Annotated in this window: 26 protein-coding genes; 14 read left to right on the top strand and 12 right to left on the bottom strand. The window is 60.9% G+C overall.

The window, feature by feature from the left end:
• Positions 1-18 precede the first annotated feature (18 nt).
• From QQK16_RS02400 to QQK16_RS02390, 3 genes are read right to left on the bottom strand one after another with little or no spacing between them, the layout of a single operon-like run.
• A complete protein-coding gene (locus tag QQK16_RS02400) occupies positions 19-618 on the bottom strand; it encodes a chemotaxis protein CheW (protein WP_284194822.1) in 600 nt (199 codons plus the stop codon).
• Positions 615-1,988: a CheR family methyltransferase gene (locus QQK16_RS02395; RefSeq protein WP_284194821.1), complete on the bottom strand. Its 1,374-nt coding sequence runs from the start codon at positions 1,986-1,988 to the stop codon at positions 615-617. Before QQK16_RS02395 ends, QQK16_RS02400 begins: the two co-directional genes overlap by 4 nt.
• Entirely contained in the window at positions 1,975-2,439 is a 465-nt protein-coding gene (locus QQK16_RS02390) for a chemotaxis protein CheW (protein WP_284194820.1), read from the bottom strand. Before QQK16_RS02390 ends, QQK16_RS02395 begins: the two co-directional genes overlap by 14 nt.
• A 275-nt stretch (positions 2,440-2,714) precedes the next feature.
• Between QQK16_RS02390 and QQK16_RS02385 the strand changes: the two genes are divergently transcribed.
• Complete coding sequence (locus QQK16_RS02385; protein WP_284194819.1) at positions 2,715-4,442, top strand: CHASE3 domain-containing protein; 1,728 nt, start codon at positions 2,715-2,717, stop codon at positions 4,440-4,442.
• 269 nt (positions 4,443-4,711) lie between these two features.
• Here QQK16_RS02385 and QQK16_RS02380 read toward each other — a convergent pair whose 3' ends face one another.
• Positions 4,712-6,493, bottom strand: a complete 1,782-nt coding sequence (locus QQK16_RS02380; RefSeq protein WP_284194818.1) for an acyl-CoA dehydrogenase C-terminal domain-containing protein — start codon at positions 6,491-6,493, stop codon at positions 4,712-4,714.
• Positions 6,494-6,810: 317 nt separating this feature from the next.
• Positions 6,811-7,548, bottom strand: coding sequence for an SDR family oxidoreductase (locus QQK16_RS02375; protein ID WP_284194817.1), 738 nt, complete (start codon positions 7,546-7,548; stop codon positions 6,811-6,813).
• A gap of 128 nt (positions 7,549-7,676) precedes the next feature.
• Here QQK16_RS02375 and QQK16_RS02370 point away from each other — a divergent pair, with 128 nt between their 5' ends.
• Positions 7,677-8,585 carry a LysR family transcriptional regulator gene (locus QQK16_RS02370; protein WP_284194816.1) on the top strand — a complete coding sequence of 303 codons (909 nt, stop codon included), beginning with the start codon at positions 7,677-7,679 and terminating at the stop codon, positions 8,583-8,585.
• 121 nt (positions 8,586-8,706) lie between these two features.
• Here the strand turns inward: QQK16_RS02370 and QQK16_RS02365 are convergent, their stop codons facing one another.
• Complete coding sequence (locus tag QQK16_RS02365) at positions 8,707-9,057, bottom strand: metalloregulator ArsR/SmtB family transcription factor (protein ID WP_284194815.1); 351 nt, start codon at positions 9,055-9,057, stop codon at positions 8,707-8,709.
• Between the two features lie 196 nt (positions 9,058-9,253).
• Between QQK16_RS02365 and QQK16_RS02360 the strand changes: the two genes are divergently transcribed.
• The 5 genes from QQK16_RS02360 to QQK16_RS02340 all read left to right on the top strand — a co-directional run bounded on the left by QQK16_RS02360 (position 9,254) and on the right by QQK16_RS02340 (position 12,260).
• A complete protein-coding gene (locus QQK16_RS02360; protein WP_284194814.1) occupies positions 9,254-9,580 on the top strand; it encodes an ArsR/SmtB family transcription factor in 327 nt (108 codons plus the stop codon).
• Positions 9,581-9,589: 9 nt separating this feature from the next.
• Positions 9,590-9,847 (top strand): hypothetical protein, encoded by a 258-nt coding sequence (locus QQK16_RS02355; RefSeq protein ID WP_284194813.1) that lies wholly within the window; start codon positions 9,590-9,592, stop codon positions 9,845-9,847.
• A gap of 220 nt (positions 9,848-10,067) precedes the next feature.
• A complete protein-coding gene (locus tag QQK16_RS02350) occupies positions 10,068-10,793 on the top strand; it encodes a DUF4386 domain-containing protein (RefSeq protein ID WP_284194812.1) in 726 nt (241 codons plus the stop codon).
• Positions 10,794-11,310: 517 nt separating this feature from the next.
• The gene (locus tag QQK16_RS02345; protein ID WP_284194811.1) at positions 11,311-11,631 is read left to right on the top strand and encodes a hypothetical protein; all 321 of its coding nucleotides are present in this window, start codon (positions 11,311-11,313) and stop codon (positions 11,629-11,631) included.
• Positions 11,632-11,753: 122 nt separating this feature from the next.
• On the top strand, positions 11,754-12,260 hold the full coding sequence (locus QQK16_RS02340) for a DUF4303 domain-containing protein (RefSeq protein ID WP_284194810.1): 507 nt from the start codon (positions 11,754-11,756) through the stop codon (positions 12,258-12,260).
• A gap of 362 nt (positions 12,261-12,622) precedes the next feature.
• On the opposite strand, the gene hmpA is transcribed toward QQK16_RS02340, so the two are convergent.
• Genes hmpA through QQK16_RS02320 form a run of 4 tightly spaced genes read right to left on the bottom strand, consistent with a single transcriptional unit; the run spans position 12,623 to position 15,061 of the window.
• Entirely contained in the window at positions 12,623-13,828 is a 1,206-nt protein-coding gene (gene hmpA, locus QQK16_RS02335) for an NO-inducible flavohemoprotein (protein ID WP_284194809.1), read from the bottom strand.
• A 35-nt stretch (positions 13,829-13,863) separates the two neighbouring features.
• Positions 13,864-14,130, bottom strand: a complete 267-nt coding sequence (locus tag QQK16_RS02330) for a hypothetical protein (RefSeq protein ID WP_284194808.1) — start codon at positions 14,128-14,130, stop codon at positions 13,864-13,866.
• A 44-nt stretch (positions 14,131-14,174) separates the two neighbouring features.
• The gene (locus QQK16_RS02325) at positions 14,175-14,600 is read right to left on the bottom strand and encodes a group III truncated hemoglobin (protein ID WP_284194807.1); all 426 of its coding nucleotides are present in this window, start codon (positions 14,598-14,600) and stop codon (positions 14,175-14,177) included.
• A gap of 2 nt (positions 14,601-14,602) precedes the next feature.
• Positions 14,603-15,061, bottom strand: a complete 459-nt coding sequence (locus tag QQK16_RS02320; RefSeq protein WP_284194806.1) for an RrF2 family transcriptional regulator — start codon at positions 15,059-15,061, stop codon at positions 14,603-14,605.
• 202 nt (positions 15,062-15,263) lie between these two features.
• Between QQK16_RS02320 and QQK16_RS02315 the strand changes: the two genes are divergently transcribed.
• Both QQK16_RS02315 and QQK16_RS02310 read left to right on the top strand, forming a co-directional pair.
• Entirely contained in the window at positions 15,264-17,705 is a 2,442-nt protein-coding gene (locus QQK16_RS02315) for a phosphocholine-specific phospholipase C (protein WP_284194805.1), read from the top strand.
• 95 nt (positions 17,706-17,800) lie between these two features.
• On the top strand, positions 17,801-18,109 hold the full coding sequence (locus tag QQK16_RS02310) for a flagellar basal body rod C-terminal domain-containing protein (RefSeq protein WP_284194804.1): 309 nt from the start codon (positions 17,801-17,803) through the stop codon (positions 18,107-18,109).
• Between the two features lie 158 nt (positions 18,110-18,267).
• Here QQK16_RS02310 and QQK16_RS02305 read toward each other — a convergent pair whose 3' ends face one another.
• Positions 18,268-18,711, bottom strand: coding sequence for a GNAT family N-acetyltransferase (locus tag QQK16_RS02305; RefSeq protein ID WP_284194803.1), 444 nt, complete (start codon positions 18,709-18,711; stop codon positions 18,268-18,270).
• A gap of 285 nt (positions 18,712-18,996) precedes the next feature.
• Here QQK16_RS02305 and QQK16_RS02300 point away from each other — a divergent pair, with 285 nt between their 5' ends.
• Complete coding sequence (locus QQK16_RS02300; RefSeq protein ID WP_284194802.1) at positions 18,997-19,650, top strand: TetR/AcrR family transcriptional regulator; 654 nt, start codon at positions 18,997-18,999, stop codon at positions 19,648-19,650.
• Here QQK16_RS02300 and QQK16_RS02295 read toward each other — a convergent pair.
• Positions 19,640-20,584: an alpha/beta fold hydrolase gene (locus tag QQK16_RS02295; RefSeq protein ID WP_284194801.1), complete on the bottom strand. Its 945-nt coding sequence runs from the start codon at positions 20,582-20,584 to the stop codon at positions 19,640-19,642. The genes QQK16_RS02300 and QQK16_RS02295 overlap by 11 nt on opposite strands.
• Before the next feature lie 122 nt (positions 20,585-20,706).
• Between QQK16_RS02295 and QQK16_RS02290 the strand changes: the two genes are divergently transcribed.
• From QQK16_RS02290 to QQK16_RS02275, 4 genes are all read left to right on the top strand, one after another.
• Positions 20,707-21,561, top strand: coding sequence for an AraC family transcriptional regulator (locus tag QQK16_RS02290; protein ID WP_284194800.1), 855 nt, complete (start codon positions 20,707-20,709; stop codon positions 21,559-21,561).
• Positions 21,562-21,845: 284 nt separating this feature from the next.
• Positions 21,846-23,576, top strand: a complete 1,731-nt coding sequence (locus tag QQK16_RS02285) for a S8 family peptidase (protein WP_284194799.1) — start codon at positions 21,846-21,848, stop codon at positions 23,574-23,576.
• A 600-nt stretch (positions 23,577-24,176) separates the two neighbouring features.
• Positions 24,177-24,407, top strand: coding sequence for an exodeoxyribonuclease VII small subunit (locus QQK16_RS02280; protein ID WP_284194798.1), 231 nt, complete (start codon positions 24,177-24,179; stop codon positions 24,405-24,407).
• Positions 24,404-25,303 carry a polyprenyl synthetase family protein gene (locus tag QQK16_RS02275; RefSeq protein ID WP_308446976.1) on the top strand — a complete coding sequence of 300 codons (900 nt, stop codon included), beginning with the start codon at positions 24,404-24,406 and terminating at the stop codon, positions 25,301-25,303. The genes QQK16_RS02280 and QQK16_RS02275 overlap by 4 nt, the downstream gene beginning before the upstream one ends.
• Positions 25,304-25,315 lie beyond the last annotated feature (12 nt).

The following is a 25,315-nucleotide window of genomic DNA, read 5'->3' as shown; positions in this document are numbered from 1 at the left end:
TTCAACGCATCCCGATAGTCAGTCATAGTCATCCACCACCAGGCTGGGTTCGTTCAGTAAGCGGTCGCCGTCCAGTACTTGCCATTGCTGCGGGCTGATCCCTTGCAGCAGGTTGCGGCGCAGGCCGCTTAGGCCGGCCTGTTCTGTCTGTAACGTATTGGGCGCTAGCATCTGTACGCCGAGGATGCGGTCGGCCAGCAGTCCGAATTCCATTGCCGTATTGCGCAGGATCACCAGATGGTTACGGTCTGCCAGGCCTCGTGGCGGTAAGGCAAACAGCACCCGCAGATCCAGCACTGACACCACGCGACCACGGGCATTGACGATGCCGCGTACAAAGGGAGGCGTGCCCGGCAGGGGGGTCAATTGCTTGAGCGGGATGACGGCATCGATATGGGGCAGTGCAAGCGCATAGATTTCATCACCCAGGGTGAAGGCCAGCACCTCCTGCGTCGCATCACATGCAGCCCCCGGCGACTGCGCCCACTGCAGGCTGCGTGCGGCTAGGGCATCAGCCTGCTGTTCTGGCGTTTGGGTATCGCTACGCTGCAGCTGCTCGGCCAGGGCATCAAGTTGCCGGTGCAGCGCGGACCAATGATCACTAGCCATCATGTTCATGAAGGGAATGCTCCCAAGCCCAGGCATAGCTGCCGTAGTTGCGCCACGCTCATGCCATCGCCCAGCGTTACCAGGGACTGCTCATCCTGTCCTGCCAGCAGGTGCAGGCAATGCTGGCGCTGCCGCTCGGCCTGCTCGGTTTGCCCCAGCCGCAGATACAGCTGGCTGGCCAGGTAGGGTGCCATGGCCAGATCGGGTGCCAGGTAGGCCAGCTTGTCGAGCACAGCCAGGGTAGCCTCGGGCCGGCTGGCGGCTTCCAGCGTGAGCGACAGCAACCAGTATGCCTCCAGCCGCAATGGGGCCAACTGTATGGCTTGCTGGCAACTTGCCCCGGCTGCACCCAGCTCGCCACGGTCGGCCTGCGCCTGTGCCTGGGACAGGTAGTCTTCATAGGTGGCGAGCGGTGGGGGGGCTGCTGCTACTGTACGCACCGTAGGCTCAACCTGCGGATTGCTTTGCGGTTTACGGGCGCGCGGTGGGGAGCGATGTGGCGGCAGCGGTGCTGTTGTTGCTTTAGTAGTGCGAAGGGCGGGTGGGTTAGCCCCGGAATCATGTGATATGCCATAGCCCAGCCCCAGCATACGGCCACCAAATCCGGCGGCCTGCGCCAGGCCTGCCTCGGCTGCCGCCAGCAGCAGCAAGCCCTTAGGAGCAAGCTGTGCCTGCAGCCGTTGCAGTGCCAGGTTGGTGGCCATTGGGGTGAGGTACATCAGCACATTGCGGCACAGTATCAGGTCGTAGCCCTGTGCTGATGGGCCAGCCACACTGTAATCGTGCAGAGCCAGGTTATGCACGGCAAAGCGTATGTGGCTGCGCCAGGGCGGCGCTACGCGCCAGCCTTTTCCCTCGCGGGTAAAGTAGCGCTCACGCCAGGCTGGTGTGCTTTGCCTGAACGCGTAGTCACCATACCAGCCGGCCTTTGCATGGGCGATAAAGGCGGGATTGATGTCGGTTGCTAGCAGCGTCAGTTGCCAGTCAGCCAACGCAGGCCCCAGCAGGTCAGCCAGACAGAACAGCAGGGTATAGGCTTCTTCGCCAGTACAGCAGGCAGCACTCCAGACACGCAGGCTGCGATCGCTCGCCTGGATGCGGCTTTGCAGCAGGGGATGCAGTACGTCCTGCTGCAAGGCTTGCCAGGTCTCTGGGTCGCGCCGAAAGTAGGTTTCGCCTACCACCAGGTGGGGTAGCAGGGTTGTCAGCGACAGGGTACCGGTATCGGCCGAAGTCAGCCTGGCTTGCCGCAGGGCGCTACGCAGCCTGGTCTGGCGACTGTCAAAGAAATCCAGCCCCAGTTCTTTGGCGATGCGCTGGGCAAGCGCCGTGGTGGCGTCCTGGTTTTCTGGCACGATGGGTCGGTCAGTGGTGTGCATGGGCGGCTAGCGCGCTGCCGAGCTGTTGTTCGTCTGCCTGGGAGAGAAAGGTATCGACATCCTGCAGCAGATAGAGCCCCTGTCCATCGGCCAATACCCCACGTATCGTGGCATCGCTGCCTTGCAAGGCCGAGACCGGGTGCAGCTCGCTGCTTAACTGGCAAACAGGGTCGGTGCGGTCAACCGGCAACAGCAGTTCCCGCTGGCTGCCGCGCAGCCAGATCCAGTGCGCCCAGGGCTGGGGAGGGGCGGGTGGCCAGCCCAGGCGGGCGCGCATATTCATGACGGGAATGATTTTGCCGTGTACCTGGCAGATACCGCTGATGACGGCGGGGGCGGCAGGCAATGGCAATACCGCCAATGCCTGCAGAACGCGTATCACCTGCTGGGCTGGCAAGGCAAAGCAATGGCCGTTTAAATTAAACGGCAGCACGGTATGGATTGATCCCACACATTCCTCTCTCGCTCTGAATACCAAGAGCTGCTCGCAATACCCAGCTCAGTGGCTCCAACCAGGCAATGGGCTTGGCTACGTCTTGTGCGCCGTGTGCATTCCGGCTTGCGCGCCTTTTTTCCTATTTCGTTCTAGATTAGGACATGACTGCCGGGTGCGCTAAGTAGATATGTCGGTTTATCCGACTCTCCGGCCAAGTTTGATAGGTTGATGGCGCACATGTCCGTGCAGCCTGAACCAATGCTGTCCCAACAAGGGGAGGAGAGGCGGATATGCGATGGACTGTGGGCTGGAAGATTGCCCTGGGCTACCTGTTGGCCTTGCTGGCACTGGTGGTGATAGGACTGACTGCGCACCGTAGCCTGGATGGGTTGCTGGGTGCCGCGAACTGGAAGGACCATACCTATGCAGTGCTGGCGCAACTGGACAGCGTTGCATCGTTGCTGAGAGATGCCGAAACCGGGCAGCGCGGTTATCTACTGACAGGCCAGGAACGTTATCTGGAGCCCTATGTGTTGGCTGTGCGCAAGCTGGATAACACCTTGCAGGCACTGCAGCAGGCCACCCGCGACAATCCCTCTCAGCAGCAGCGCCTGCGGCAGGTACGCCAGGCCACAGCGAACAAGCTGGCTGAACTGAGGCAGACCATAGACCTGCGCCGCGAGGCGGGCCAGCAAGCCGCCATGGCGCTGGTACTGACCGACCAGGGCAAGCGTGATATGGATGCCCTGCGGCGCCTGCTTGCAGAGATGGAGGCCGAGGAGCGTACGCTGCTAAAGCAGCGTGATGCGACCATGCAGGGCAATGCGGTGCTCGCCATGGAGCTGGTGACCTACGGCATTCCCCTGGTCACCTTGCTGGTGCTGGGTGTCGCTGCGCTGGTGACACGCAATATCGCCGTGCCGCTAGGTGAGCTGGCCGAGGAGGCCCGGCTTATCTCACTGGGCAATCTGGCGCCGCGCCTGGCGAGTTCGGCCCGCAGCGATGAGCTGGGGGTGCTGAACCAGGCTTTTCTCCAGATGACCGCCACACTCAGGCTTAAGGCGGCTGCTGCTGCATCGATAGCACAGGGTGATCTGCGCGCCATACCCATTCTGGCATCCGAGCAGGACGAGCTGGGTCTGGCTTTCCGTAACATGGTGACCAATCTGCAGAGCATGGTGGCGGACATGCGCAAGGGTACCCAGACCATGGACAGCGTGGTGGGCACGGTCCTTAGCGGTACCACGCAGGTGGCGACCGCCGCGGACGAGACGGCGACCGCGACCACCCAGTTGGCCACCACCATTGCCGAACTGCGGCAGACCACCGAGCTGACTTCGCAGCGCATGGCCGAGGTATCTAGTAGTGCCCTGATGGCGGCCGAGGTGGCGCGCAGCGGGCAGGCTGCCGTGAATGAAGTGGTGCGCGGCATGCAGGACATACAGGGGAGGATGGGTGTCGTCGCCGAGCGCATAGGCCAGCTGACCGACAAGAGCCAGGCTGTCAGCGATATCGTCAACGCGGTCAATGCGCTATCCGAGCAGTCTGCCATCCTGGCGGTGAATGCCAGCATAGAGGCTGCCCATGCCGATGAGCAGGGCCAGGGCTTTGCCGTGGTGGCACACGAGATGAAAAACCTGGCGGGGCAATCCAAGCAGGCAGTGGTGCAGGTGCGTGGCATCCTGTTGGAAATACAACAACTGATCACCGCGCTGGCCGTGGCGACAGAACACAGTGCCGCTGCGGTAGAGAGCGGCGTGGCGCAATCAGGCGTGGCTGGCGACGCCTTGGCGCGCATGTCCACCACGGCCGCCGCCAATGCCCAGGCAGCACAGCAGATTGCGGTCACGGCCATGCAGCAGGCAACGGGTGTGCAGCAGATTGCCGCCACCGTGCATCATATCAAGCAGGGCAATAACGATAACCTGAACAGCATGCGGGCGATGCAGGTGGCGATGCAGGGGCTGGAAGAGGCCGGATTGCGGTTGGGCGGCATCATCAAGGGCTTTGCTACATGAGGTGCGCCACCAAGGCGAAAAGACTTTTCACCGGCGCTAAGTACAAGCGCTTGATATCCGGCAACGGGGTGCCGAATGGGCGATGCGATCTATAGCGTGAGTATTGGTCCGCTCAGGGGGAGCAGAAACAAGACCTTGCCCCCTCAGGGCTGCGTGTCATTGTGGCTAGTGTATATCAGACGTGACGTCCTGCCTGCTTCCGATGCCAGTACACTCAAGCACCTCCCGTCCGCAGGCGGACGGGAGGCGCCAAGTCAGATTGCGAGGCGTCAGAAGGCGAAGTGATCCTGGTCCAGGCTCATCAAGGGCTGGGCGCCCGTGGCCAGCTTGGCGGTCAGGGCGTGGGTTTCGGGCATCAGCTTGGCGTAGTAGAAGCGGGCAGTACTGATCTTGGCGGCGTAGAACGGCTCGTCTGCCTTGGGCAGGCTGACTGCCACCATGCGGGCCCAGAACCAGCCGTAGACCAAGTGGCCCAGCAGGCGCAGGTAGTCGCTGGCGGCAGCGCCGGCTTCATCCTTGTTCTGCATGGCTGCCATGCCTATCTTCATGGTCACCTCACCCAACTGCTTGTTGAGCGCGGCCAGTGGGGCCACAAACTCGGCCATCTCGGCACGACCTTCCTGCTCCTGGCAGAAACGGTGTACCAGCTTGGTGAACTTGCGCAGCTTGGCACCTTGGTCCATCAGCACCTTGCGGCCGATCAGGTCCATGGCCTGTATGCCATTAGTGCCCTCGTACAGCAGCGAGATGCGTGCATCGCGGACAAACTGCTCCATGCCCCATTCGCGGATGAAACCGTGGCCGCCGAAAATCTGCACGCCGTGGTTGGTGGTCTCAAAACCATTGTCGGTCATGAAGGCCTTGGCCACCGGGATCAGCAGGGCCAACAGGTCGGCCGCATCCTGGCGCTGCTCGGTATCCTCGGCGCGGTCTTCCACATCCAGCAGCACCGCCAGCCAGCTGGAAAATGCCCGGCCGGCTTCGGCATAGGCCTTCATGGTCAGCAGCATGCGGCGTACATCGGGGTGGACGATGATGGGGTCGGCCGGTTTTTCGGGGGCCACCGGCCCGGTGAGGGCACGCATCTGCAGGCGATCCTTGGCATAGGCCAGGGCAGACTGGTACGACACCTCGTTCAGGCCCAGGCCCTGCATGCCCACGCCCAGACGGGCGGCGTTCATCATGGTGAACATATAGCTCATGCCACGGTTGGGCTCGCCTATCAGGTAGCCGACGGCACCATCGAAGTTCATCACGCAGGTGGCATTGGCCTTGATGCCCATCTTGTGTTCCAGCGAGCCGCAGCTCACCGGGTTGCGCTCGCCTACGCCACCGTTGGCTGGCAGGAACTTGGGCACAATGAACAGCGAGATGCCCTTGATGTCGCGCGGGGCATCCGGCAGGCGGGCCAGCACCAGATGGACGATATTGTCGGCGAGGTCGTGCTCGCCGCTGGAGATAAAGATCTTGGTGCCGCTAATACGGTAGCTGCCATCGCCCAAGGGCTCGGCCCGGCTCTTGATCAGCCCCAGGTCGGTGCCGCAATGGGGTTCTGTCAGGCACATGGTGCCGGTCCAGCTGCCATCGACCAGCGGCGGCAGATAGGTCGCCTTCTGCTCATCGCTACCGTGGGCGTGGATGGCCGCATAGGCGCCATGGCTGAGGCCTGGATACATACTCCAGGCCATATTGGCCGAGACATTCATTTCAGAGATGGGGAAGCCCAAGGTCTTGGGCAAGCCCTGGCCACCATAGGTGGGATCGCAGTCCAGCCCGGTCCAGCCACCTTCGCGGAACTGGTCGTAGGCGGCCTTGAAGCCCTTGGGCGTGGTGACCTCGCCATCGACCAGCGTACAGCCTTCCTCGTCGCCACTGCGGTTGAGCGGGAACAGCACCTCTTGGGCAAACTTGGCCGCCTCCTCCAGCACCGAATCAATCAGGTCGCGGTTGGCATCCTGATAGCCGGGCAGGGCGGTAAGGGTGGATTCGACGTTCAGCAGCTCATGCAGGACAAACTGCATGTCACGCAGTGGTGCGCGGTATGTGGCCATGATGGTCTCCAAGTGCTTATTGTTGGTGTGGGTTGATACACTGCTGCTGCCCCAGGGGGCAATGGCAGCTTGTTATTCAATTTACCAAGCGCTTGCTTGAATTACAAGTGCGGCAGCCGTACCGCTTGTCTGGTCGATGCGATCATGTCACCAGGGTGCGATCCGTTGGCATGGATAACGGGCGGTATGTGGGCACGGCAGCTTTGTATAGTCAGGCCAGCAGGGCTTGCAGGGGGTAGCTGTAAGCCTTGCTTTTGTCGCTGCTACTGCCTTGCCCGGCGTTCGACGTTTCTGGAGGTCGCTTTGGTTAGCGGCGCTCAGACCAGGCGGCCGCCGCCATCGATATGCAGCACCTCTCCTGTCATATAGCCATTGGTCAGCAGGAACGCGATCCCCCGGGCAACCTCTTCCGGGTGGCCGACACGGCCTACCGGGAGGGTGGCTGCAGCTTGGGCGAGTACCGCCTTCCTGCCGTCCGGGCCCAGCACGTCGAACAAGGGGGTGTCGATAAAGCCGGGCGAGATGACATTCACCCGGATCGGTGCCAACTCCTGCGCCAAGGCGCGGGCCAGACCTTCGATGCCGCGCACGGCCGCCGAGATGACCGCGGTGCCGTTGCCGGCCGGGCGGTCCGAAAACTGGCCGCCCATCAGCACGATGGAGCCGGTGCCGGGCATCTTGGTCAGTGATGCCTTGATGGCATAAAGCGGCCCAGCGATTCGCTCCTGCAGAGCCTTGAGCAGCGTATCCGGGTCGCTCTCGGCCAACTTGCCGGCGAGCAGGCTGCCGGCGGTGATGACCAGATGATCGATGCGTGTGAGTCCGGCCAGCGCAGCTTCGACGCTGGCACGGTCGGCGATGTCGGCTGCCGAGATGCGGGCGCCCCCCAGTTGTGCTGCGGCGGCTTTGAGCTTGGTGGCATCGCGGCCGATCAGCGTAATGCGCGCGCCACGTGCCTTGGCGGCCAAGGCAGTCGCAAAACCGATGCCGGTGCCGCCGCCGATGACAACGACCTCGCAGTCTTGTAGAGAGGCATGAAAATCAAATGCTTGCATCGTACTACTCCGTATATTGAATGAGTGGCATCGCAGCGGATCGGCTGCGACGGAATGCAGTTTTATTCATGCTGTTTCTGGTGGGTAGGTAGTAAAATTGCAATAGGCTCATTCAAAAATGGAATGACATGGACAGGATTCGCCGGCTGGAATATTTCGTTCGCGCGGTCGAGCTCGGCAGCCTCAGCGCCGCTGCGCGCGAGGCCGGCAGTAGCCAGCCCACGCTGAGCAAGGCGGTGGCTGCGCTGGAGCGAGAATTGGGCGTGCGCCTGCTGGAACGCAGTACCACCAGCCTCGCGCCGACCGACACCGGTCGACGGTTTTACGAACGCGCGAAGCGGGTATTGGAGGAGTGGGCCGAAAGCGTGGCCGCAGCCCGCGGCCTGACCGGACAGCCCGCCGGCCTGTTGCGCGTGAGCGCACCGGTCGGGCTGGGTGAAATGCACCTGAATGGCTGGGTGCTCGACTTTCTCGCCGAATATCCGGACATCGAGGTGGAACTGATCCTGGACGACCGGCAAGTGGACTTGGTCGAGGCCGGGATGGAACTGGCCTTGCGCCTGGGCGGCCCGCTACCGCAGCAGATCATCGCAAGGCGGGTAGCGGCCTCGGCACGGCCCGTGGTGGCTGCGCCCGAATTCCTGGCGCGTTACCCAACTTTGCGAGAGCCACAGGACCTGGCGCGGTTGCCCTACCTCCGTTATGCCTGGCTGCAGAGCGGCGACCAGCTTGAGCTCTCCAACGAAGCAGACGGCCAGCGCGAAACGGTAGCGGTGCGTGGGCGCTATCTGGTGAACAGCTCGTTGGCGATCCGCGAGGGATTGCGGCGCGGCATCGGGGCGGGTATCGCACCGGCCTGGTTGATACAAGACCTGCTCGACACCGGTGAGCTGGTTTTGGCGCTGCCGGACTGGGTAGCTGCGCCGCATCAGGTGCATTTTCTGTATCCAAGCCGGCGCTATCAGCCCCTGAGGGTGCGGGTGTTCATGGACTTCTTGGCAAGCAGGATTACCCGGACCGCCGGTTTTACGGTCTAGGCGTTGGGTTTGAAGTCCGCAGCATTCGCAGCGGTGCAAGGGCAGCCGATCAATTGCACTGGCGTCTGCCAGCGCTTGCAGGCGGTCGGCCTTTGGCGCGCTCCTGTTACCCGACTGGCGACTATCCCTTGCTGCCCGATGACTCTGCCTCGACCTTGCGCAGCTTGAGCTGCTTGCTTTCGCGCTTGAGCGGGCCGCCCACTGGGCAGATGCTGGCGGCGAAACCACCCAGGGTGTTGACCAGGTTGTCCGGCACCAGCCGATACCAGACAAACTGTCCGCGCTTTTCGCTGGTGACTAGGCCTGCGTCTTCCAGTATGCGCAGGTGCTTGGAGAGGGCCGGCTTGGACATCTCGAAGCGCGAGGCGATATCGCCCGCCGTCAGCTCAACCTCGGACAGGTAGGCCAATATCTTGCGGCGAGGTGTGGAGGCCAGGGCCTCAAAGACGCGTTCTATGGATGAGTGTGACATTTAGCTAATTAGCTAATCAGGATGGGTTCAAGTCTATACCCAAACCGGTGTGCTGTCCTGGCCTGTGGCTGGGTGATGCTGGGTACTGATACCCCACATCGGCATACAGGGCTAGCTAGCTTGGTACAGCCGGATGTTGCCTGCGTGTAGGATGGGTTGACGCTGCCTGAATACACGTGTAATAATTTTCTTACATATGAAAGACGACACCATTTCTGGCGAACAGCTGCTGTCCATGCTTGCCGCCCTCGCTAATCCGCACCGACTGCGCATCATTGCTGCGCTGCAGTCGCAGGGCCGCAACTATGTCAGCCAGCTGGCGCGCGAGATAGGTATCAGCCGCCCTTTGCTGCACCTGCATCTTCAAAAACTTGAAGATGCAGGCCTGGTGACCAGCCAGCTTGAGCTGTCGCCCGATGGCAAGGCACTCAATTACTTTGAAGTCAGCCGCTTCGCACTGGAAATCACGCCCGCTGCCATTGCTGAAGCGGCCAAATCCTTATCCACTCATCTCGATCCGTAAAGGCTTCCCATGTCTGAAAATGTGTACCTTTTGACGATCTGTCTGCCACTCGGGACGATCTTGCTGATTTTTGGCATGCGCTACTACGCGGCTGTTATGCAGGCGAAGGCCAACCTGGCACATCAAGAGGCCTATCGCCAGTTGGCGGCCAGTATGGCGACTTCGCAGGCCGCGACCACGGCGATGCTGTCGTCCATTGATACTGCAATGACAGATATCCGATCCCGTATGGCGGCGGTGGAGAAAATTCTGAAGGACGTGGAGTAGGCGAGCCTTGCTCTTGCCCGTGTGCGCCTGGCTGGATTGGCGCACTTCAGGCCGCTCTAGTTTTCAGCACCGTTAGCGCCGCTAACAAAACCCTTCTGGCGTTGCTATGCGCGCCTACTGTACCCAACTGTCTGCTGCGCCCGCCTGGCCTCAATCGCCAGCCGGGTTGTGTTGGCGGCGCTCAGCGTTGTTCCGTGTTCCCTGCAAGGAGTAGGTTGCCATGGCATGTAAAACGATGGAGATATCACCACAGGTTTATGCACGCCTGGCAGGTGTGCTTTACCTGGCGGTTATTGTGTTTGGGGCTTTCGCAGAAGGATTTGTGATCAATAGCCTGGTGGTAGCGGGTGATTTTGCGGCAACGGCACGTAATATCGTGGCCTCACCGGGTTTATGGAACCTGGGGGTGGCCTGCAATCTGATCGTGGTTATCTGTGCTGTACCACAACTCTGGATTGAATACCTATTGCTCAAGCCAGTAAGCCATAAGCTCATGCTGCTGGCTGTGCTGCTCAACCTGTTGAGCCTGGCAGTCGAATGCATGAGCAAGCTGTTTCTGTTGTTGGTGACACACATTTTGAATAATGCCGACTACCTGAAGGTTTTTGAGCCTGGACAATTGCAGATGCTCGCTGGTTTGGCCCTGAAGTCGCACGATATTGCCTTTGATATTGCGCTGATCTTCTTTGGCTTTACCTGCCTGATTATTGGCTACCTGATCTACAAGTCGGACTTCTTGCCGAAATTGATCGGTTTGTTGATGCAGCTCGCGGGCCTCAGTTATCTGGTGGTCTGTTTTTCGTCTTTTTTTGCACCGGCGTTCGCCAACGCGATCATGCCCGGCATTTTTATACCGGTATTGATAGGTGAGGCTTCCTTCTGCCTGTGGCTGTTGGTGAAGGGCGTCAATGTCGAAAAGTGGCGGGCGCGGGCGAGTATGCGGTAGGTAATCATTATTTCTGCACTCGTTCGCTGGTCGGCTGAGAATGCAGCCAGCTCAACGCTTGAGGCGGGTTCGGTGTCGATTACTACAATCGTGCGGATATTGGTTGAACGGATCACCAGCTCTGGCTGCTCAAGATCATGCCGCCGATTTTTCCTGCGCACCTTGATGATCACGCTGACAGTGCTGGAACGGTGACAGTTTTTCGACCAAAGCGGTCATGGGTAAGCACGGACACGTGGGATCGCTTATCGGCTCTCAGCAGCAGCCATGAGTGAAATTGCTTGCAATGTCGCCGCTATCTTGAGGGTGTGAAGGCCCGCTTCGCAGTGTTAGAATCGCTGTTAAGTAGGAGGGTTAGTTAGTCTCGTGTGGGCAAGTCAGTGCTAACAACACATACATGGATGCTAGATTCGAAAGATATCTGCAAACTCACATGGTTATTGGAGTAAAGCATGTCGCATTTCTTGTCCATAAGCGGATTCGTGCGTCCGTTGAATAAATATTAGGCCCTGGGTATATGCAGCCCACGAAGCCGCCATTTGAAATGGATCTATATCTTGCTGGATGCTTCCATTTTGTTGGCCGAGAGCAGTTGCATGAGATTCTTGGTTCTCCTGCATATGTGGAAACAGATAGTCATGCCACATTTGGGGGGCAGGAGGACTGGTGGGTAATGCAAATTAGCCCTGGCGAATTTATAGGCTTGTGCCTAAGGGTGCCCTATCAAGATGCCGTAATCTATTGCTCTAAAAATTCAAAAACTAGCGCTGAAGCCTATTATTCAAAGCTTTCAAAATATTGGGCATATGAATCTTATCCTGAACTTTACCCGCTGTAATTGGCCTAAGGCGCCTAAACTTTCGGTCAACGTGACAGCCCAAAACAGCACTTTGGGTTCCCTCCGCTGCTACGCAGCTCCGGCCGCACGTTACCTCCAACGTTAGCCCTCATACCGACGCTATGTTTGCCGCCCTCAAGTCTGCCCTCCATTCAGCTACCACGCAGCACTACCGCCTGCTACGCAAAACCTACAGCGCAGAGGAACTCTACGGGTATAGCCTCTACACGGACGACAGTCTGTGCAGCATAGGGCCGGTCGCGAACACAAGTTCCCAGATCGCTGCAGCAGCGACTGACCCGATGTACAACTACTATCGCTATGGCCCGCACGAATGGTCCTTGTGGGCAGACCACGGATTGTTTGACGAAGCGAACGACATACTCAAAGCCATACACGCGGATCAATCCCTAGACTTCGATTCAAAGCGCGACGGGATGCTCAAAGCTGCCTTCGTTGCGCTCACTGAAGCTGAAGCCGAAGGCCTCTTTGGTCCGCGAACGCCCACTCGCTTTCTGGCACTCTGGCTTTCGGACTCAGCCGATCCGATCATGGTCGAAGCGGCCAAGGCCTTGAACAGCCACGACGTCTTCAGCGCGTTCTGTTCCGAGTATGCGAATAAGAATTAACCACTCGCTTAACCTGACTCGCTACGGCAAGCGCCGTAAGCCCAGGCTGAGGCACATGATGCATCATCTCAGCCTAGGCTTACACCGCTTGCCTCCGCAGGCCGGTTAGCTCGGACATTGAAGTCTGGAATAGAGGCCACAGCGGCCACTTCATTCCTCCGGTGCGAATGTCTACTTGGGCGGAAATGCAGCCACTCGACGTCATCGCACGGTCTCAGGCCGTACGAGGTCGGCTGAGGATCTGTTCTTCGGTGAATCGCTTCTTCATGTCCAATCTCCTTCGATGTGACCTCCCCCCCCAAATATTTCGGCCGAACCCAGGGCATGTTTTATATATGCCCGTTGCCGCGACCGGTAGTTCGCTAGATCAGGTGATCCAATAGCTCCGGCCCGAACACCTCGCGGTGTATGCGGGTAGGCGGCACGCCAGCGCTCAGTAGCCCTTGCCATTGTTGCTGCATAAAGCCCAGCGGGCCGCAGAGAAAGAACTCGCCCTCGCGATTGCCTTCGTCCACCACCGCAGATAACTGCATTCGGCCTTGGTACTGGTAGTGGCTGCCGAGCTGGTCGGTGTCTGCCGGTTGCTCGTAGAACAGCACTGAGCGCAGCTGTGGTAATTGGGCGCGGGCTGCGGCCAGATCGGCACGCATGGCATGGTGCTGGCCATTGCGGGCGGCATGGGCAAACACGATGGGGCGCCGGCTGGCTTGGCTGGCCAGGGTGTTGAGGGTGGCGACCATGGGGGTGATGCCTATGCCGGCCGAGATCAAGGTGATGGGGGCGGTGCCGGCCAGACCGGGGGTGAAATCGCCAAAGGGGGCGCCGGCCATCAAGGTATCGCCCTGGCGCAGGTGGTCATGCAGCCAGTTGGATACCTGGCCCGCCGGGGTGGTGGGGTTGCCGGCTTCGCGCTTGACACTGATGCGCCACCAAGGGCGGTCGTTTGCATCGGAGAGGCTGTATTGGCGTAGCTGGCGCAGTTCGCCCAACTGCACGGCCACGCTGATGTACTGGCCGGGCTGGAAGCTGCCGGGCGAGCGGCCATCGGCTGTTTGCAGGTAGTAGGACATCACGTCTTCGCTCTCGCGGCGGGTTTCCATTACTACCAGCGTCTGCAAGGCGCCTGCCGCTGTTGCGGTGCGCTGGTACAACCTGGCTTCGGCAGCGATCAGCTCGCCTGCCAGCAGCCAATAGGCTTCATCCCAGGCGGCCAGCAGGGCTGGCGTTGCGGCATCACCCAGTACGGCCTGGATGGCACCCAGCAGGTGGCGGCCGACGATGGGGTAATGGGCGGGGGTAATGCCGACGGAGGCATGCTTGTGCACGATGCGCTCCAGCACGGGCGCCAGGGCGGCGGCATTGTCGATATTGGCGGCGTAGGCAAAGACGGCGGCGGCCAGCGATTGCTGTTGTACCCCGCTGGCCTGGTTGCCCATATTGAACAGATGCTGCAGCTCAGGATGCTGCGCAAACATCTGGGTATAGAAGTGGCGGGTGATGGCCAGGCCATGCTCGCGCAGGACGGGAACGCTGGCGGCGATATAGGGGCGGGATGCGGCAGACAGCATGTGGTACTCCATTAGTGGTATATAAAATGCAACTTTTAATGCAGTGCTTGAGCGCGCAATACAATGGCGGCTTCTCTCCGGCGGTTTTGCGGCTTGGCCGCTTCTTCTGCCGCCAGCCGCAGCACATAGCCCAGCTTGAGCAGGCCGGGGCCGATCAAGAGCATCAGGTGGCCGCCTACCAGGGTGCCCAGGCCGACCTGGTCGGTCTTCAAGTAGGCGAGGTAGAAACCCGCCAGGCTGAGCAGGCAGGCGAACTGGATCAGCCGGGTGGAATAGCGATGTACGAGGGCGGGGTCTTGCATTGTGCGCTCCTTGCTCGGTTTGCCGGGATGGGAAAACGATTTTGCTAGCTGGACCTGCAGGGGGCGGTGGTGGCTGGGGTCTGACTTGTCGCATCAGGGTAGTGCCCCAGTGCATGCATCAGTCGCAGCGATTCTCCTATGCGCTCGGCACGGTTCAGCCAGGCACTGGCCTGGTCGGCAGGCAGGTGTGACTGTAGGGTCTGGCCAAACAGGGCTAGCCAATCCTGCAGCAGGGCTGGGGAGAAGCCGGCCTCGGCATGGCGTTCTGCCACCTGATAGCGGTATTCAAGGTAGCGCGCTCCGCCCAGTGTCACCCACCAGAAATGGGTCAGGTGCTCCAGGTGTGCGGGCCAGTCATGCACCCTGGCAAAGGGTTGAGCCAGAGTAGGGTGGGCGCGTACCTGCTGGTAGAAATCGGCGACCACGGCCGCTACCGTGGGGTGGCCTATCGCCTGTGCAATGGCTTGCATGATCAATGCCTCGCCGTCTGTTGATCGAGAAACTGCCGGTGCAGGGTGATGATGGCCTCGCCGGTACGGCTGCCGCAGACATCGGCCAGTGTGTAGTCATCCATCTTGCTGTAGAAGGCGGCCAGGCCTGCATTGAGCGCCACCTTGAGCAGGCAGTTGCCGCGCAGGGTGCAGGGTGGGTCTTCGCAGTTGATCAGCTCGGTACTGTGCTCCAGCCCCTGCAGCACCTGCCCCAGCTGCAGGCCATGGGCAGGCACGGCCAGCCGGAGACCGCCATTGCGGCCCCGCGTGGCGGCTACCCAGCCCAGCTTGCCCAGGCGGTTGACCACCTTGACCAGATGGTTGTGCGGCACCTGGAACTGCCCGGCGATCTCGGCAATGGTGACGGGCAGGGCGCGGTCGTGTTGGGTCAGGTACATCAGCACGCGCAGGCCTAGGTCAGAGAAGCGGGTCAGTTGCATGGCAGTGGCCGGTGGGGGACTGAGGTAACGATACTAAACATGCATATAAAATGCAACTATATGAAATGTAGGCGGGTGAGACGCGGTGCTGGCGGAGGGAGGTACTGCAGGACTGCTGCCTGATGCGCCCTTGTGGCGACTGTCATGCTGCTGACTTGTTCTACCAAAACAATGCAGGGCTTCATTCACCGTGGAGTCCGGCATGTCGATAGAGAATCCTTCCCGTAGAGGTTTCATGGCGGCGGGTGCCATGGGTTTGGCCAGTGCGTCCAGTTTTTCCCAGGTCATCGCCAAGGCCTTGGCGACACCGGCGCATCAGGGGGCTGGGGGTGTGGGGGATATCGAGCATGTGGTCTTCCTGATGCAGGAGAACCGCTCGTTCGACCATTACTTCGGCAGCCTCGCCGGTGTGCGGGGGTTCAATGATCCGCGGGCTATCCCGCTGCCTTCGGGCAAGCCGGTCTGGTATCAGCCTAATGGCAGTGGCTACGTGCTGCCCTATCATTTTGACGTGCGCAATACCAATGCCCTGAAAGTGGGGCTCGATCATTCCTGGAAAGGCACCGAGGCGGCCTGGAAGGACTGGAATGCCTGGATACCCCGCAAGACGGTGCGCAGCATGGGCTACTTCAATCGGGCCGACCTGCCCTTCTATTACGCGCTGGCAGATGCGTTCACCGTCTGCGATGCCTACCATTGTTCGGTATTCGGGCCGACCGACCCAAACCGTTTCTACGCCTTGAGCGGCCATGCCAACGGCTATCTGACAGGCATTCAGGATGCCCGGCTCTACAACATCAACAATGGCACCTACAACGCCGATATCGCCAATGACAACGCGGCCGCCAAGGGGCTGGAGTGGCAAAGCTATGCCGAGGTGCTGGAAGCCAATGGCATCAGCTGGAAGGTCTATCAGGAGTGGGATAACTACGGCGATAACTATCTGCAGTATTTCAGGAACTTCAGGGTGGATGCTGCCGGCCGTAAGCTGACGGCAGATTCGCCGCTGTACCGCCGGGGTCGTGCCATGGCGCCGGGCTCGCATGGCGGCAATGCGGCGGGTACCAGCGGCCAGTGGCTGATCGATGACTTTGCTGCCGATGTCAGGGCGAATCGGCTGCCGCAGGTATCGTGGATATGCGCACCCACTGAGTACTGTGAACATCCGTCGCACTCGCCTAATGCCGGCGAGCATTTCGCAGCGCGTCTGCTGTCGGCACTGGTGGACAATCCCACTGTGTGGGCCAAGACCGTGCTGATCATCACCTACGACGAGAATGACGGCTTTTTCGACCATATGCCGGCGACGGTACCGCCGCTGAATGCGGGGCGTGGCCGCACGACGCTGGCGAATGCCGGCATGGGCGAGACCTACAACAGTGCCGAGCCCATCGGCCTGGGGCCACGCGTGCCGACGCTGGTCGTTTCGCCCTGGAGCAAGGGGGGGCGGGTCAACTCCCAGCTGTTTGACCATACCTCGCTGATACGGCTGCTGGAAGAGTGGCTGGTGCAGGGCAAGGGCCTGCCGCGCAGCCAGGTGCAATGCAACCTTATCTCGCCCTGGCGCCGGGCCGTGTGTGGCGACATGACCAGTGTCTTCAACTTTGCCAACCCCAATGCCAGCTGGCCTGCCAGCGTGCCGCGCAGTGCCAGCTACTTCAAGTATGGCGGCAGCCGTGATGCCTTGCCCCCGGCCACCCAGAGCCTGCCAAGGCAGGAGACCACGGCCGGTGCCCAGCCGCGTTGGGCATGCGCCTTGCCCTATCGCTCGCAAGTGACGGGCAGTACGGTGGCAGAAGCGCGCAAGTACGCCCTGAGCTTCAACAATACCGGCTCGGTGGCGGCGACCTATATCGTCTATTCCACCGTGCGCAACGACGGGCCATGGCATTACACCGTGGAGGCCGGCAAGCAGATAGCGCTGGAAACCTGGAGCTGGAGCGGCAGTCACTACCAGTTGGTCGTCGTCAGCCACAATGGCTATGCGCGCGAATTTGGCGGCAGCCTGGACAGCCTGCCACGCAAGGCCGAGGTACAGCTGGAGGAAGACCCTGCAGCCCGCTGCGTCAGACTGACGTTCAGCAATGGCGGGGCGCAGGCGTGCCGCTTCAGGCTGGCTGACAACGCCTATGGCGACACCGCCGTGCAGCTGGTCGAGGTGCCGGCCGGGCAAAGCCGCAGCCTGATCCGGCCGCTCTCTGCCAGCTATGGCTGGTATGACTTGGGCGTGAAGCTGGAGGGCGACAGCAGCTACTGGCGCCGGCTGGCAGGCCACCTGGAAGGCGCAGGGCTGGATTACACCGACCCGGTGCTGAACGGCCAGGCCGAGGCGCTCCCTTCGCCGCTGCCACAGCCCCTACCCGTGGTGACATGGACGGCCAGCGCCAGCCAGATCCGCGTGGGGGAGAGTGTGACCGTCAGCTGGCAGGGCATGCCAGCCGGGACGCAGCACTGGCTGGGGGTGTATCGCGCCGGCCAGGTGCCTGGCGCCACCAGCGCCCTGAAATGGCACTACCTGCCTGCCGCAATGGGCAGCCAGGTACTGAGCGGGCTGGCCCAGGGGGACTACTTCATCGCCTTGTTTCTGAACAATGGCTATGCGGAGGCCGCACCCAGGCTGAACCTGCGCGTTGTCAGCGGCTAGTTGGGAGGGCGGTAAGTTACGCCCGTCGGCTGGGTGCGAATAGGGGCTCCGGGGCAGGGTAAGCTGCACACTGTTGCCTTGTTTCTGGAGTTGCCATGTCCGTATCCGCACTTGGTGCTGGCTTGTCAGGCATGCTGGGTTACCAGCGGGCGCTGGACGTCTCGGCCCACAATGTCGCCAATACCCTGACAAGCGGCTTTCGGGCCCGCCAGCCCGATTTCAGCGAAGGCACCCCACCCGGTTCCGGGGTAAGGGTCGCGCCCTCTGCCAGCAGCAGTGAAGGCACCCAGATCGAGACCGAAATGGTGGGCCAACTGATCTACAAGGCAGGCTTCCAGGCCTCGGCCAAGGTGGTGTCCACGGCCGACCAGATGCTGGGCGCGCTGATTGATATCAAAGCCTGAGGGCTTGCGGTGAGCCTGCAATCGGGGTCAAGCGGCGTCGAGAGCGATTCAGGTGCCCGGAGCCCCTCCAGTGCTGGCCATTGAGCCGGCTTGCGCATTCCGTCACGCAGGCAATTATCTTGCGATGGGCCAGCCGGTCTCCCGCTGGCTCTGCCAGGTCAGAGGCGTATCTCTGCCACCATCTCTTCTTCATCAATGCCGATTTCGACAAAGCCGAAACTGCCATAGAAATCCTTGGCGACCGGGTTGGCCGGTACATAGGAGATCAAGATGCGTTGCACGCCGGGTTGGCTGCGAATTTCGTCGAGCGCCCGCTGCAGGGCCTGGCGGCCATGGCCCTTGCCCTGGTGGCGGCTGTCTATCATGAAGCGGTAGATGGCGTAGTCGCCTGGCTGGCCTTCTTCGGCCAGTGAGACATACATCAGAAAGCCGATTGCTTCCTCGCCCAGATAGATGGCCCGGGTATGGTAGTTGGGGTAGAAGCTGGCCTGGGCGATCGAATAGCTGTTGCTGGCGAGATAGTCTTTCTGATGATCCAGCAGTTGTAGGTCGATGATGTCGTCAAAGTTGTCGCGGGTGACTGCGTTAAGGGTGATGGGCATGTTGCTGTGCTTGTCTTGTGTGGGCCGGTCAGCCGTTGCGCTGCGTCATACTGGGCCGTGCATGCGCTTGCTTGCCGGGCGGCCAAGTGGAAGGCGCCGGGTATGCTAGGTGTTGTGGTCTGATGTTGCAACGGGCGAGCTTGTTCGACAGCAGGTGCGTAGGCTGAAATAATGCTGATGGAATATACTGCGTGCCACCCAAGGGTGGTGAGTATGGCTGCCTGATTCGCCTTCCCGCCCTGCCCGCAGGCTGTTAGATTGATTGACGCATAGGCGACCCCGTAGATGAAAACACCGTCAGAGCAACGTCGTCAGCCCTGCCAGGCCCGCGCGCAGATGAAGGTGGCACTCATATTCGAGGCGACCTTGCGCATACTGGAACAAGAGGGCGAGGCGGCGCTCAATACCAATCGTATCGCGGCGGTGGCGGGTATCAGCATAGGCACGCTTTACCAGTATTTCCCGGACAAGGATGCTGTACTGGTGGCGCTGGTGCAGGAAGAGATCAGCCGTTGCTGCGATGCCATCCGTGCCGGCTTCGCCCAACTGCCTGCCAGTGCCCGCTACGGCGATGGTCAGCGCGCCGATGTGCTTGTCAGGGTGTTGCTGGGCGCGTTTGGCGGCAAGGTAGGCGCGCGGCGTGAGTTGGTCAGGGCATTGCAGGCGCGCCAACTGAGCTTGGCGTTTGACCAATACATCATTGAGCAGCTGCATGGCATTCTTCCTTCCCTGCCTTTGCCCAAGGCAGTATTGGCCATATTGATTCGCTCGCTATTGCACACGGTGGACGCCACCCTGCTGCACGACGAGACCATGCTGCAGCGGCCGGGACTCAAGCTGGCACTGATCAAGACCGTGCAAAGCCTGACACGCGAAGGCATGGGTCTGGGCATGCCGACCGCGCGCGTGCGAGGTCGGCAGCCAAGCCTTACTGCTTGATGAAGTCCAACAGGTCCTGATTTAGCCTGTCCTTATGGATGTCGGTCAGGCCATGGGGCGCCCCCGGATAGACGATCAGCTTGGCACCCTTGATCTGGCTGGCGGCGGCCTTGCCTGCTGCGTCTATGGGGACGATTTGATCGTCATCGCCATGGATGACCAGGGTGGGGATGTTGAATCGCTTCAGGTCTGGACGGAAATCGGTGGCCGAGAAGGCGGCGATCGAGTCATAGGTATTCTTGTGGCCACCTTGCATGCCTTGTACCCAGAACGACTGGATCAGGCCCTGCGAGGGTTGGGCGTTGGGGCGGTTGTAGCCATAGAAGGGCCCTGAGGCGATATCGAGATACAGCTGCGAGCGATTCTGCAGCGATGCCTTGCGTATGCCGTCGAACACCGCGAGCGGCAAGCCACCCGGATTGCTCTCGGTCTTGAGCATCAGGGGCGTCACTGCGCTCACCAGCACGGCCTTCTTGACCCGGCTGGTGCCGTGACGGCCGATGTAGCGGGCCACCTCACCGCCGCCGGTGGAGAAGCCCACCAGAGTGACATCCTTTAGCTTGAGCGTCTGGATCACGCTGGCCAAGTCATCGGCATAGTGATCCATGTCATTGCCGTCCCACGGCTGGCTGGATCGGCCATGACCTCGGCGATCATGGGCCACTACCCGATAGCCTTGCGATGCCAGGAACAGCATTTGCGATTCCCAGCTGTCCGAGCTGAGTGGCCAGCCGTGGCTGAAGGTGACGACCGGGCCATTTTTCGGGCCCCAGTCCTTGTAGTAGAGGCGAACACCGTCGTGGGTGACGACGTAGCTGGAGCTTTGCTCCAGGCGGCTTGCTTGTTTGGTGCCCGCGTCGAGGGGGGCTGCGGCTTGCGCAGAGAAGGCAGTGGCAAGCAGAGACAGGGCGAGGGTGCGGTGTAGCAGGTTCATGGTGTTCCTCTTCGCATGGTTGATGTCGTGAAAGGCATTGCCTGTTGGCAGGAGGAACTGTACCGCTTGCTACAATACGAATGATCACGCAAAGTATCGATAACTTGATCAGGAGTGTTTCTGTGGCAGATAGACTAGCCGCCTTGCTGACCCACTTTGCGGTGACGGCCAAGGTATTTCATACCGGGGTGCTGTGCGGCATCCACGATCTGGCAGATGAGCAGGCCGTGGGCTATCTGCACCTGATCCGGCGCGGTCGCCTGGTGGTCAGCCATGGCCAGGGGGCTGCCGTGCAGGTGACCGAGCCCAGCCTGCTGCTCTACCCACTCCCTATGGCGCACCGATTTATCAGCGATGGCGATCAAGGCATAGACACAGCCTGCGCCCGGCTGCACTTTGACGGTGGTGCTGCCAATCCCATCGTGGCTGCGCTGCCGGCGTTTTCCTGCCTGCCGCTGGCCGAGCTTGAGGGGGCTGGGGGCATACTGGATCTGTTGTTCAACGAAGCCGCCAGGCAGCACTGTGGCCGGCAGGCGGTGCTAGACAGGTTGTTTGAAGTGCTGCTGATCCAGGTGCTCAGGCATCTGATGGAGCACGGGCAGACGCAGGCGGGCATGCTGGCAGGCATGGCGCATCCACGCCTGCGGCACGCCTTGGTGGCCATGCATGAACAGGCGGCCCGCGATTGGACGCTGGCGGCGTTGGCGGTACAGGCGGGCATGTCGCGCAGTGTGTTTGCCCATACTTTCCGCGAGGTGGTGGGCTGTACGCCGGGCATGTACCTGCAGCGCTGGCGCATGGCGCTGGCCCAGAAACTGCTGCTGCAGGGGCAGTCACTCAAGCTGATAGCGGGCGATACCGGTTATGGCAGCGAAGCGGCCTTGTCGCGCGCCTTCAAGGCGCAAACCGGCCTGTCGCCCAGACAGTGGCTGGGTCAGCGGGGTCAGCGGCCGGCCTCTCTACCCACCGTTCAATAGGACAGTGCGGCGACAAACCTGAGCAAGCTACGCCGCTAGCGGGTTCTGTTATTCCTTGATCAGCTGCATCTGATTGATATTGCGTAACTTTTCGCCTTTCTTGCCGCCCCGGCGAATGCGAGTAGACGCCTACCCTCCCAGATTCTAGATTATGCCTTCGTCATTGCCCGTGCTGCGGGCTTGCCGATGCCGCTGTGCGGCCCGCATTCGCCGGGGCATAGGGCAGATCGGGCTCGCTATCTCTTCAACCGGGTGCCGCTGGCCGGCACAACAAGGAATTCGTCATGATGCGTTTCAAGCAGTCTTTAATACATGCCTGTGTGGTCGGCCTGCTGGCCACCACCCATACCGCTACATTGGCGGCGGATATGATGGCAGAGAACAAGGCCTTGGCCCGCCAGTTGGCCATCAGTGAGGTGCAGGCGCTCGAGGGGGCAGGCCGGTTTGATGAAACACAGGTGCTGGTCAAGTTCCGCCCCGGTGCCAGCGCGGCGGAGCGGGAGCGGGTTATCCGCTCATTTGGTACCGGCGCGCGACGCCTGGGTGGTCAAGGCAAGCAGGTGATGGCCACGGGCGAGTTCTATGTGGTCAAGCTGGGGCGCCGCTGGTCGGTGGCATCCGTGATGTCGCGTATCGCAGAGGATGACAGCGCCGTCGACTATATCGTGCCGGACTGGATACTGAAACTGCAGGCAGAGCCTGCCAATGATCCGGACTTTGCCAAGGTATGGGGGGTACAGGGCCGCACCACCTCGCCAGCCAGCCCCTTTGGCACGGGTGCCGCCGAGATGTGGGCCAAGGGTTATGTGTGCAAGTCAGCCGCGCCGGCCTATGTGGCGGTGCTGGATACCGGTGTGCGGACGACCCACCAGGATCTGCGCGACCAGGTGTTTATCAATCCCAACGAGGCCGCGGTGGACCAACGTGACGACGACGGCAACGGTCTGGTAGATGATGTAAAGGGCTGGAATTTCTACGCCAACAATAACAATGTCGAAGACGACCACAGCCACGGCACCCATGTGGCAGGCACCATCGCGGCAAGGCGTAACAATGCCTTGGGTTCGGTCGGCATGTGCGGCGACGGCGCGGTGAAAATCATCCCGGTCAAGGTGTGCAGCAGCGGTGGCAGCTGCCCCACCAGTGCTGTGCTGGCGGCCATGAATTACGTGGTCGACCTGAAAAAAAACCGTGGCATCAATGTCGTGGCGGTCAATCTTTCGCTGGGTGGGCTCACCAGCACGCCCAATCTGGCCGGCATAGAGTATTTCCAGGCAGCACAGGAGGCCGGCATCATGGTGGCGGCCGCTGCCGGCAACAATGGCGTCAATACCGATGATCGCTTTATGTGGCCGGCCAGCTTGCCGGTGGACAACATCATCTCGGTCGCCAATCTGAAGGCGGATGGCATGCTGTCGAGCTCCTCCAATCACGGTGCCAGTTCGGTGGACATTGCTGCGCCTGGTTCGGGCATCTATTCCACCGTGCATGGTTCAGACAGCGCCTACAACTGGAAGTCGGGCACCTCCATGGCGGCGCCCCATGTGGCCGGCGCCATAGGCTTGTATCGGGTGCTGCACCCACAGGCAGATGTCGCTGAAACCCGGCATGCGCTGTTCAGCACCGCCGCCGTGGAAAGCAGTCTGGCGGGCAAGGTGGCCGGTGGTCGTCGGCTCGATGTCTCGGCCTGGCCGTGGCAAACCGTGACCACCAGCTATGTGGCCCGCTGCGGCCTGAACGCCGGCAAGACGGGCTTCTGGTTCCTGGTGAATGCCTATACCGACGACAGCCGCCGCACGGTACTGCGCTATATGGGTATCAGCTACAAGGCCTATGACCCGACCGGCAAGCTGCTCAATACCTATATAGGTCGCACCAATAACAACGGTGCCGCGCTCTGGGCATTCAACCGCAGCGCGCAACCCTGGGGGCAGCAGTTCACCGTGCAGGTGCAGACCGATGACGGCGGTAGCCGTACCTACAGCAGCAGCGAACTGAACTGCCCCGTGCCTTGAGCCGCTGGCCATGTGGGGCGACTTTGCTGAGACATGACCGCGCCGTCCTAGAGCCTGTTCAACGTCTTTTCACCGCGTCGTTCGCAGCCTTGCCGGATGAAGGGCAAGGCGCAAGCCGCGCAGCGGTACGGGTACCGTAAGCGGCTTGCAACGCCGCCATTCGCCGGCAAGGCTGCGAACCCGAAGGGCTGCACTGGAAAACGGCCACTCACTGCGTTGTGGCGCTTGGCAATAACTTGTTATTGCCTGCGCACCACGCCTTGTGCCTGGCCATTTTCCAGTTCAGCGACGCGGCGAAAAGACGTTGAACAGGCTCTTAGGCTGGCGCGACATGGATGCGACATCCTTTTGCGGCAACGCAACAGCCTATCAAACGATTGTTTGAAACCCGAACGGCTGTGCTACATTGCGTCCTGTAGTCGCAGTGCAGCTCGCTACGAGTTGCCCTGCGAGGCCGCCGGGCTAGCCCGGCCGGTTTGCCTACGCTTGGGTACTTAGGGCACGTCGGTCATCACCGGCGTGCTTTTTTTCTTTGTGCGCTGCCTTGGCGCATACAAGGTAAAATCTCGCGGTTTACTCATCTATAAGCGCGTATAGGTAATGGCCAAACCCACCAAGCCCGCCAGTTTCGAGGCGGCCATGTCCGAACTGGAAGCCCTGATAGCCGAGATGGAGCGTGGCGACGCCCCGCTGGAGACGGCCTTGCTGTCGTACAAGCGCGGCGGCGAGCTGATACGTTATTGCCAGGAACAACTGGCTGCTGCCGAGCAGCAGATCAAGGTGCTGGATGGCGACAGCCTCAAGCCCTTGGACCTGGAGGAGGCAGAATGAGCGCGCAGCACGATTTTCAGACGTGGTCGTTTGCCATACAGCAACAGATGGAACTGGCGCTGGGTGGCTTGCTGCCTCCTGCCAGCCAGTTGCCGCAGCGGCTGCACGAGGCCATGCGCTATGCCGTGCTGGGTGGTGGCAAGCGGGTCAGGCCGCTACTGGTGTTTGCCGCTGGCGAACTGGTCAATGCCCCGGTCGAGCGTTTGCAGTATGCCGGCAGCGCGGTGGAGATGATCCACGCCTATTCGCTGGTACATGACGACATGCCCTGCATGGATGACGACGTCTTGCGCCGTGGCAAGCCCACCGTGCATGTGGAGTTTGACGACGCTACGGCTTTGCTGGCCGGCGATGCCCTGCAGACGGCGGCATTTGAGGCCTTGACCATGCAGGCCTTGGCGGATGAGCCAGCCGATCAATTGCGCATGGTCAAGCTGCTGGCCAATGCATCTGGTGCAGCGGGCATGGCCGGCGGCCAGGCCATAGACCTGGCTTCGGTGGGGCAACCCTTGAGTCTGCCCGAGCTGGAACATATGCACATACTCAAGACTGGCGCCTTGATACGGGCATCGGTATTGCTGGGCAGTTATTGTGGCGAGCCGCTGGCCTCGGCCCAGCGCGACAAGCTCGATCGCTTTGCCAAGCTGATGGGACTGGCCTTTCAGGTGGTGGACGATATCCTGGATGTAGAGGCCGATACGGCGACCCTGGGCAAGACGGCGGGCAAAGATGCGGCGCATGACAAGCCCACCTATGTCTCCCTGCTGGGGCTGAAGGAGGCCAAGCTACGTGCAGCCGAACTGGAGGCCGAAGCGCTGGCCTGCCTGGATGAATTTGGTACGCGTGCAGCCAGGCTGCGCGAACTGGCGCACTTTATCGTGCATCGGGCTTTTTGATTTCGAATCACT

Origin of the sequence: Chitinimonas prasina (assembly GCF_030160395.1) — a bacterium.
Classification (GTDB): Bacteria; Pseudomonadota; Gammaproteobacteria; order Burkholderiales; family Chitinimonadaceae; genus Chitinimonas; species Chitinimonas prasina.
This window is presented reverse-complemented; position numbering and strand designations above follow the sequence as displayed.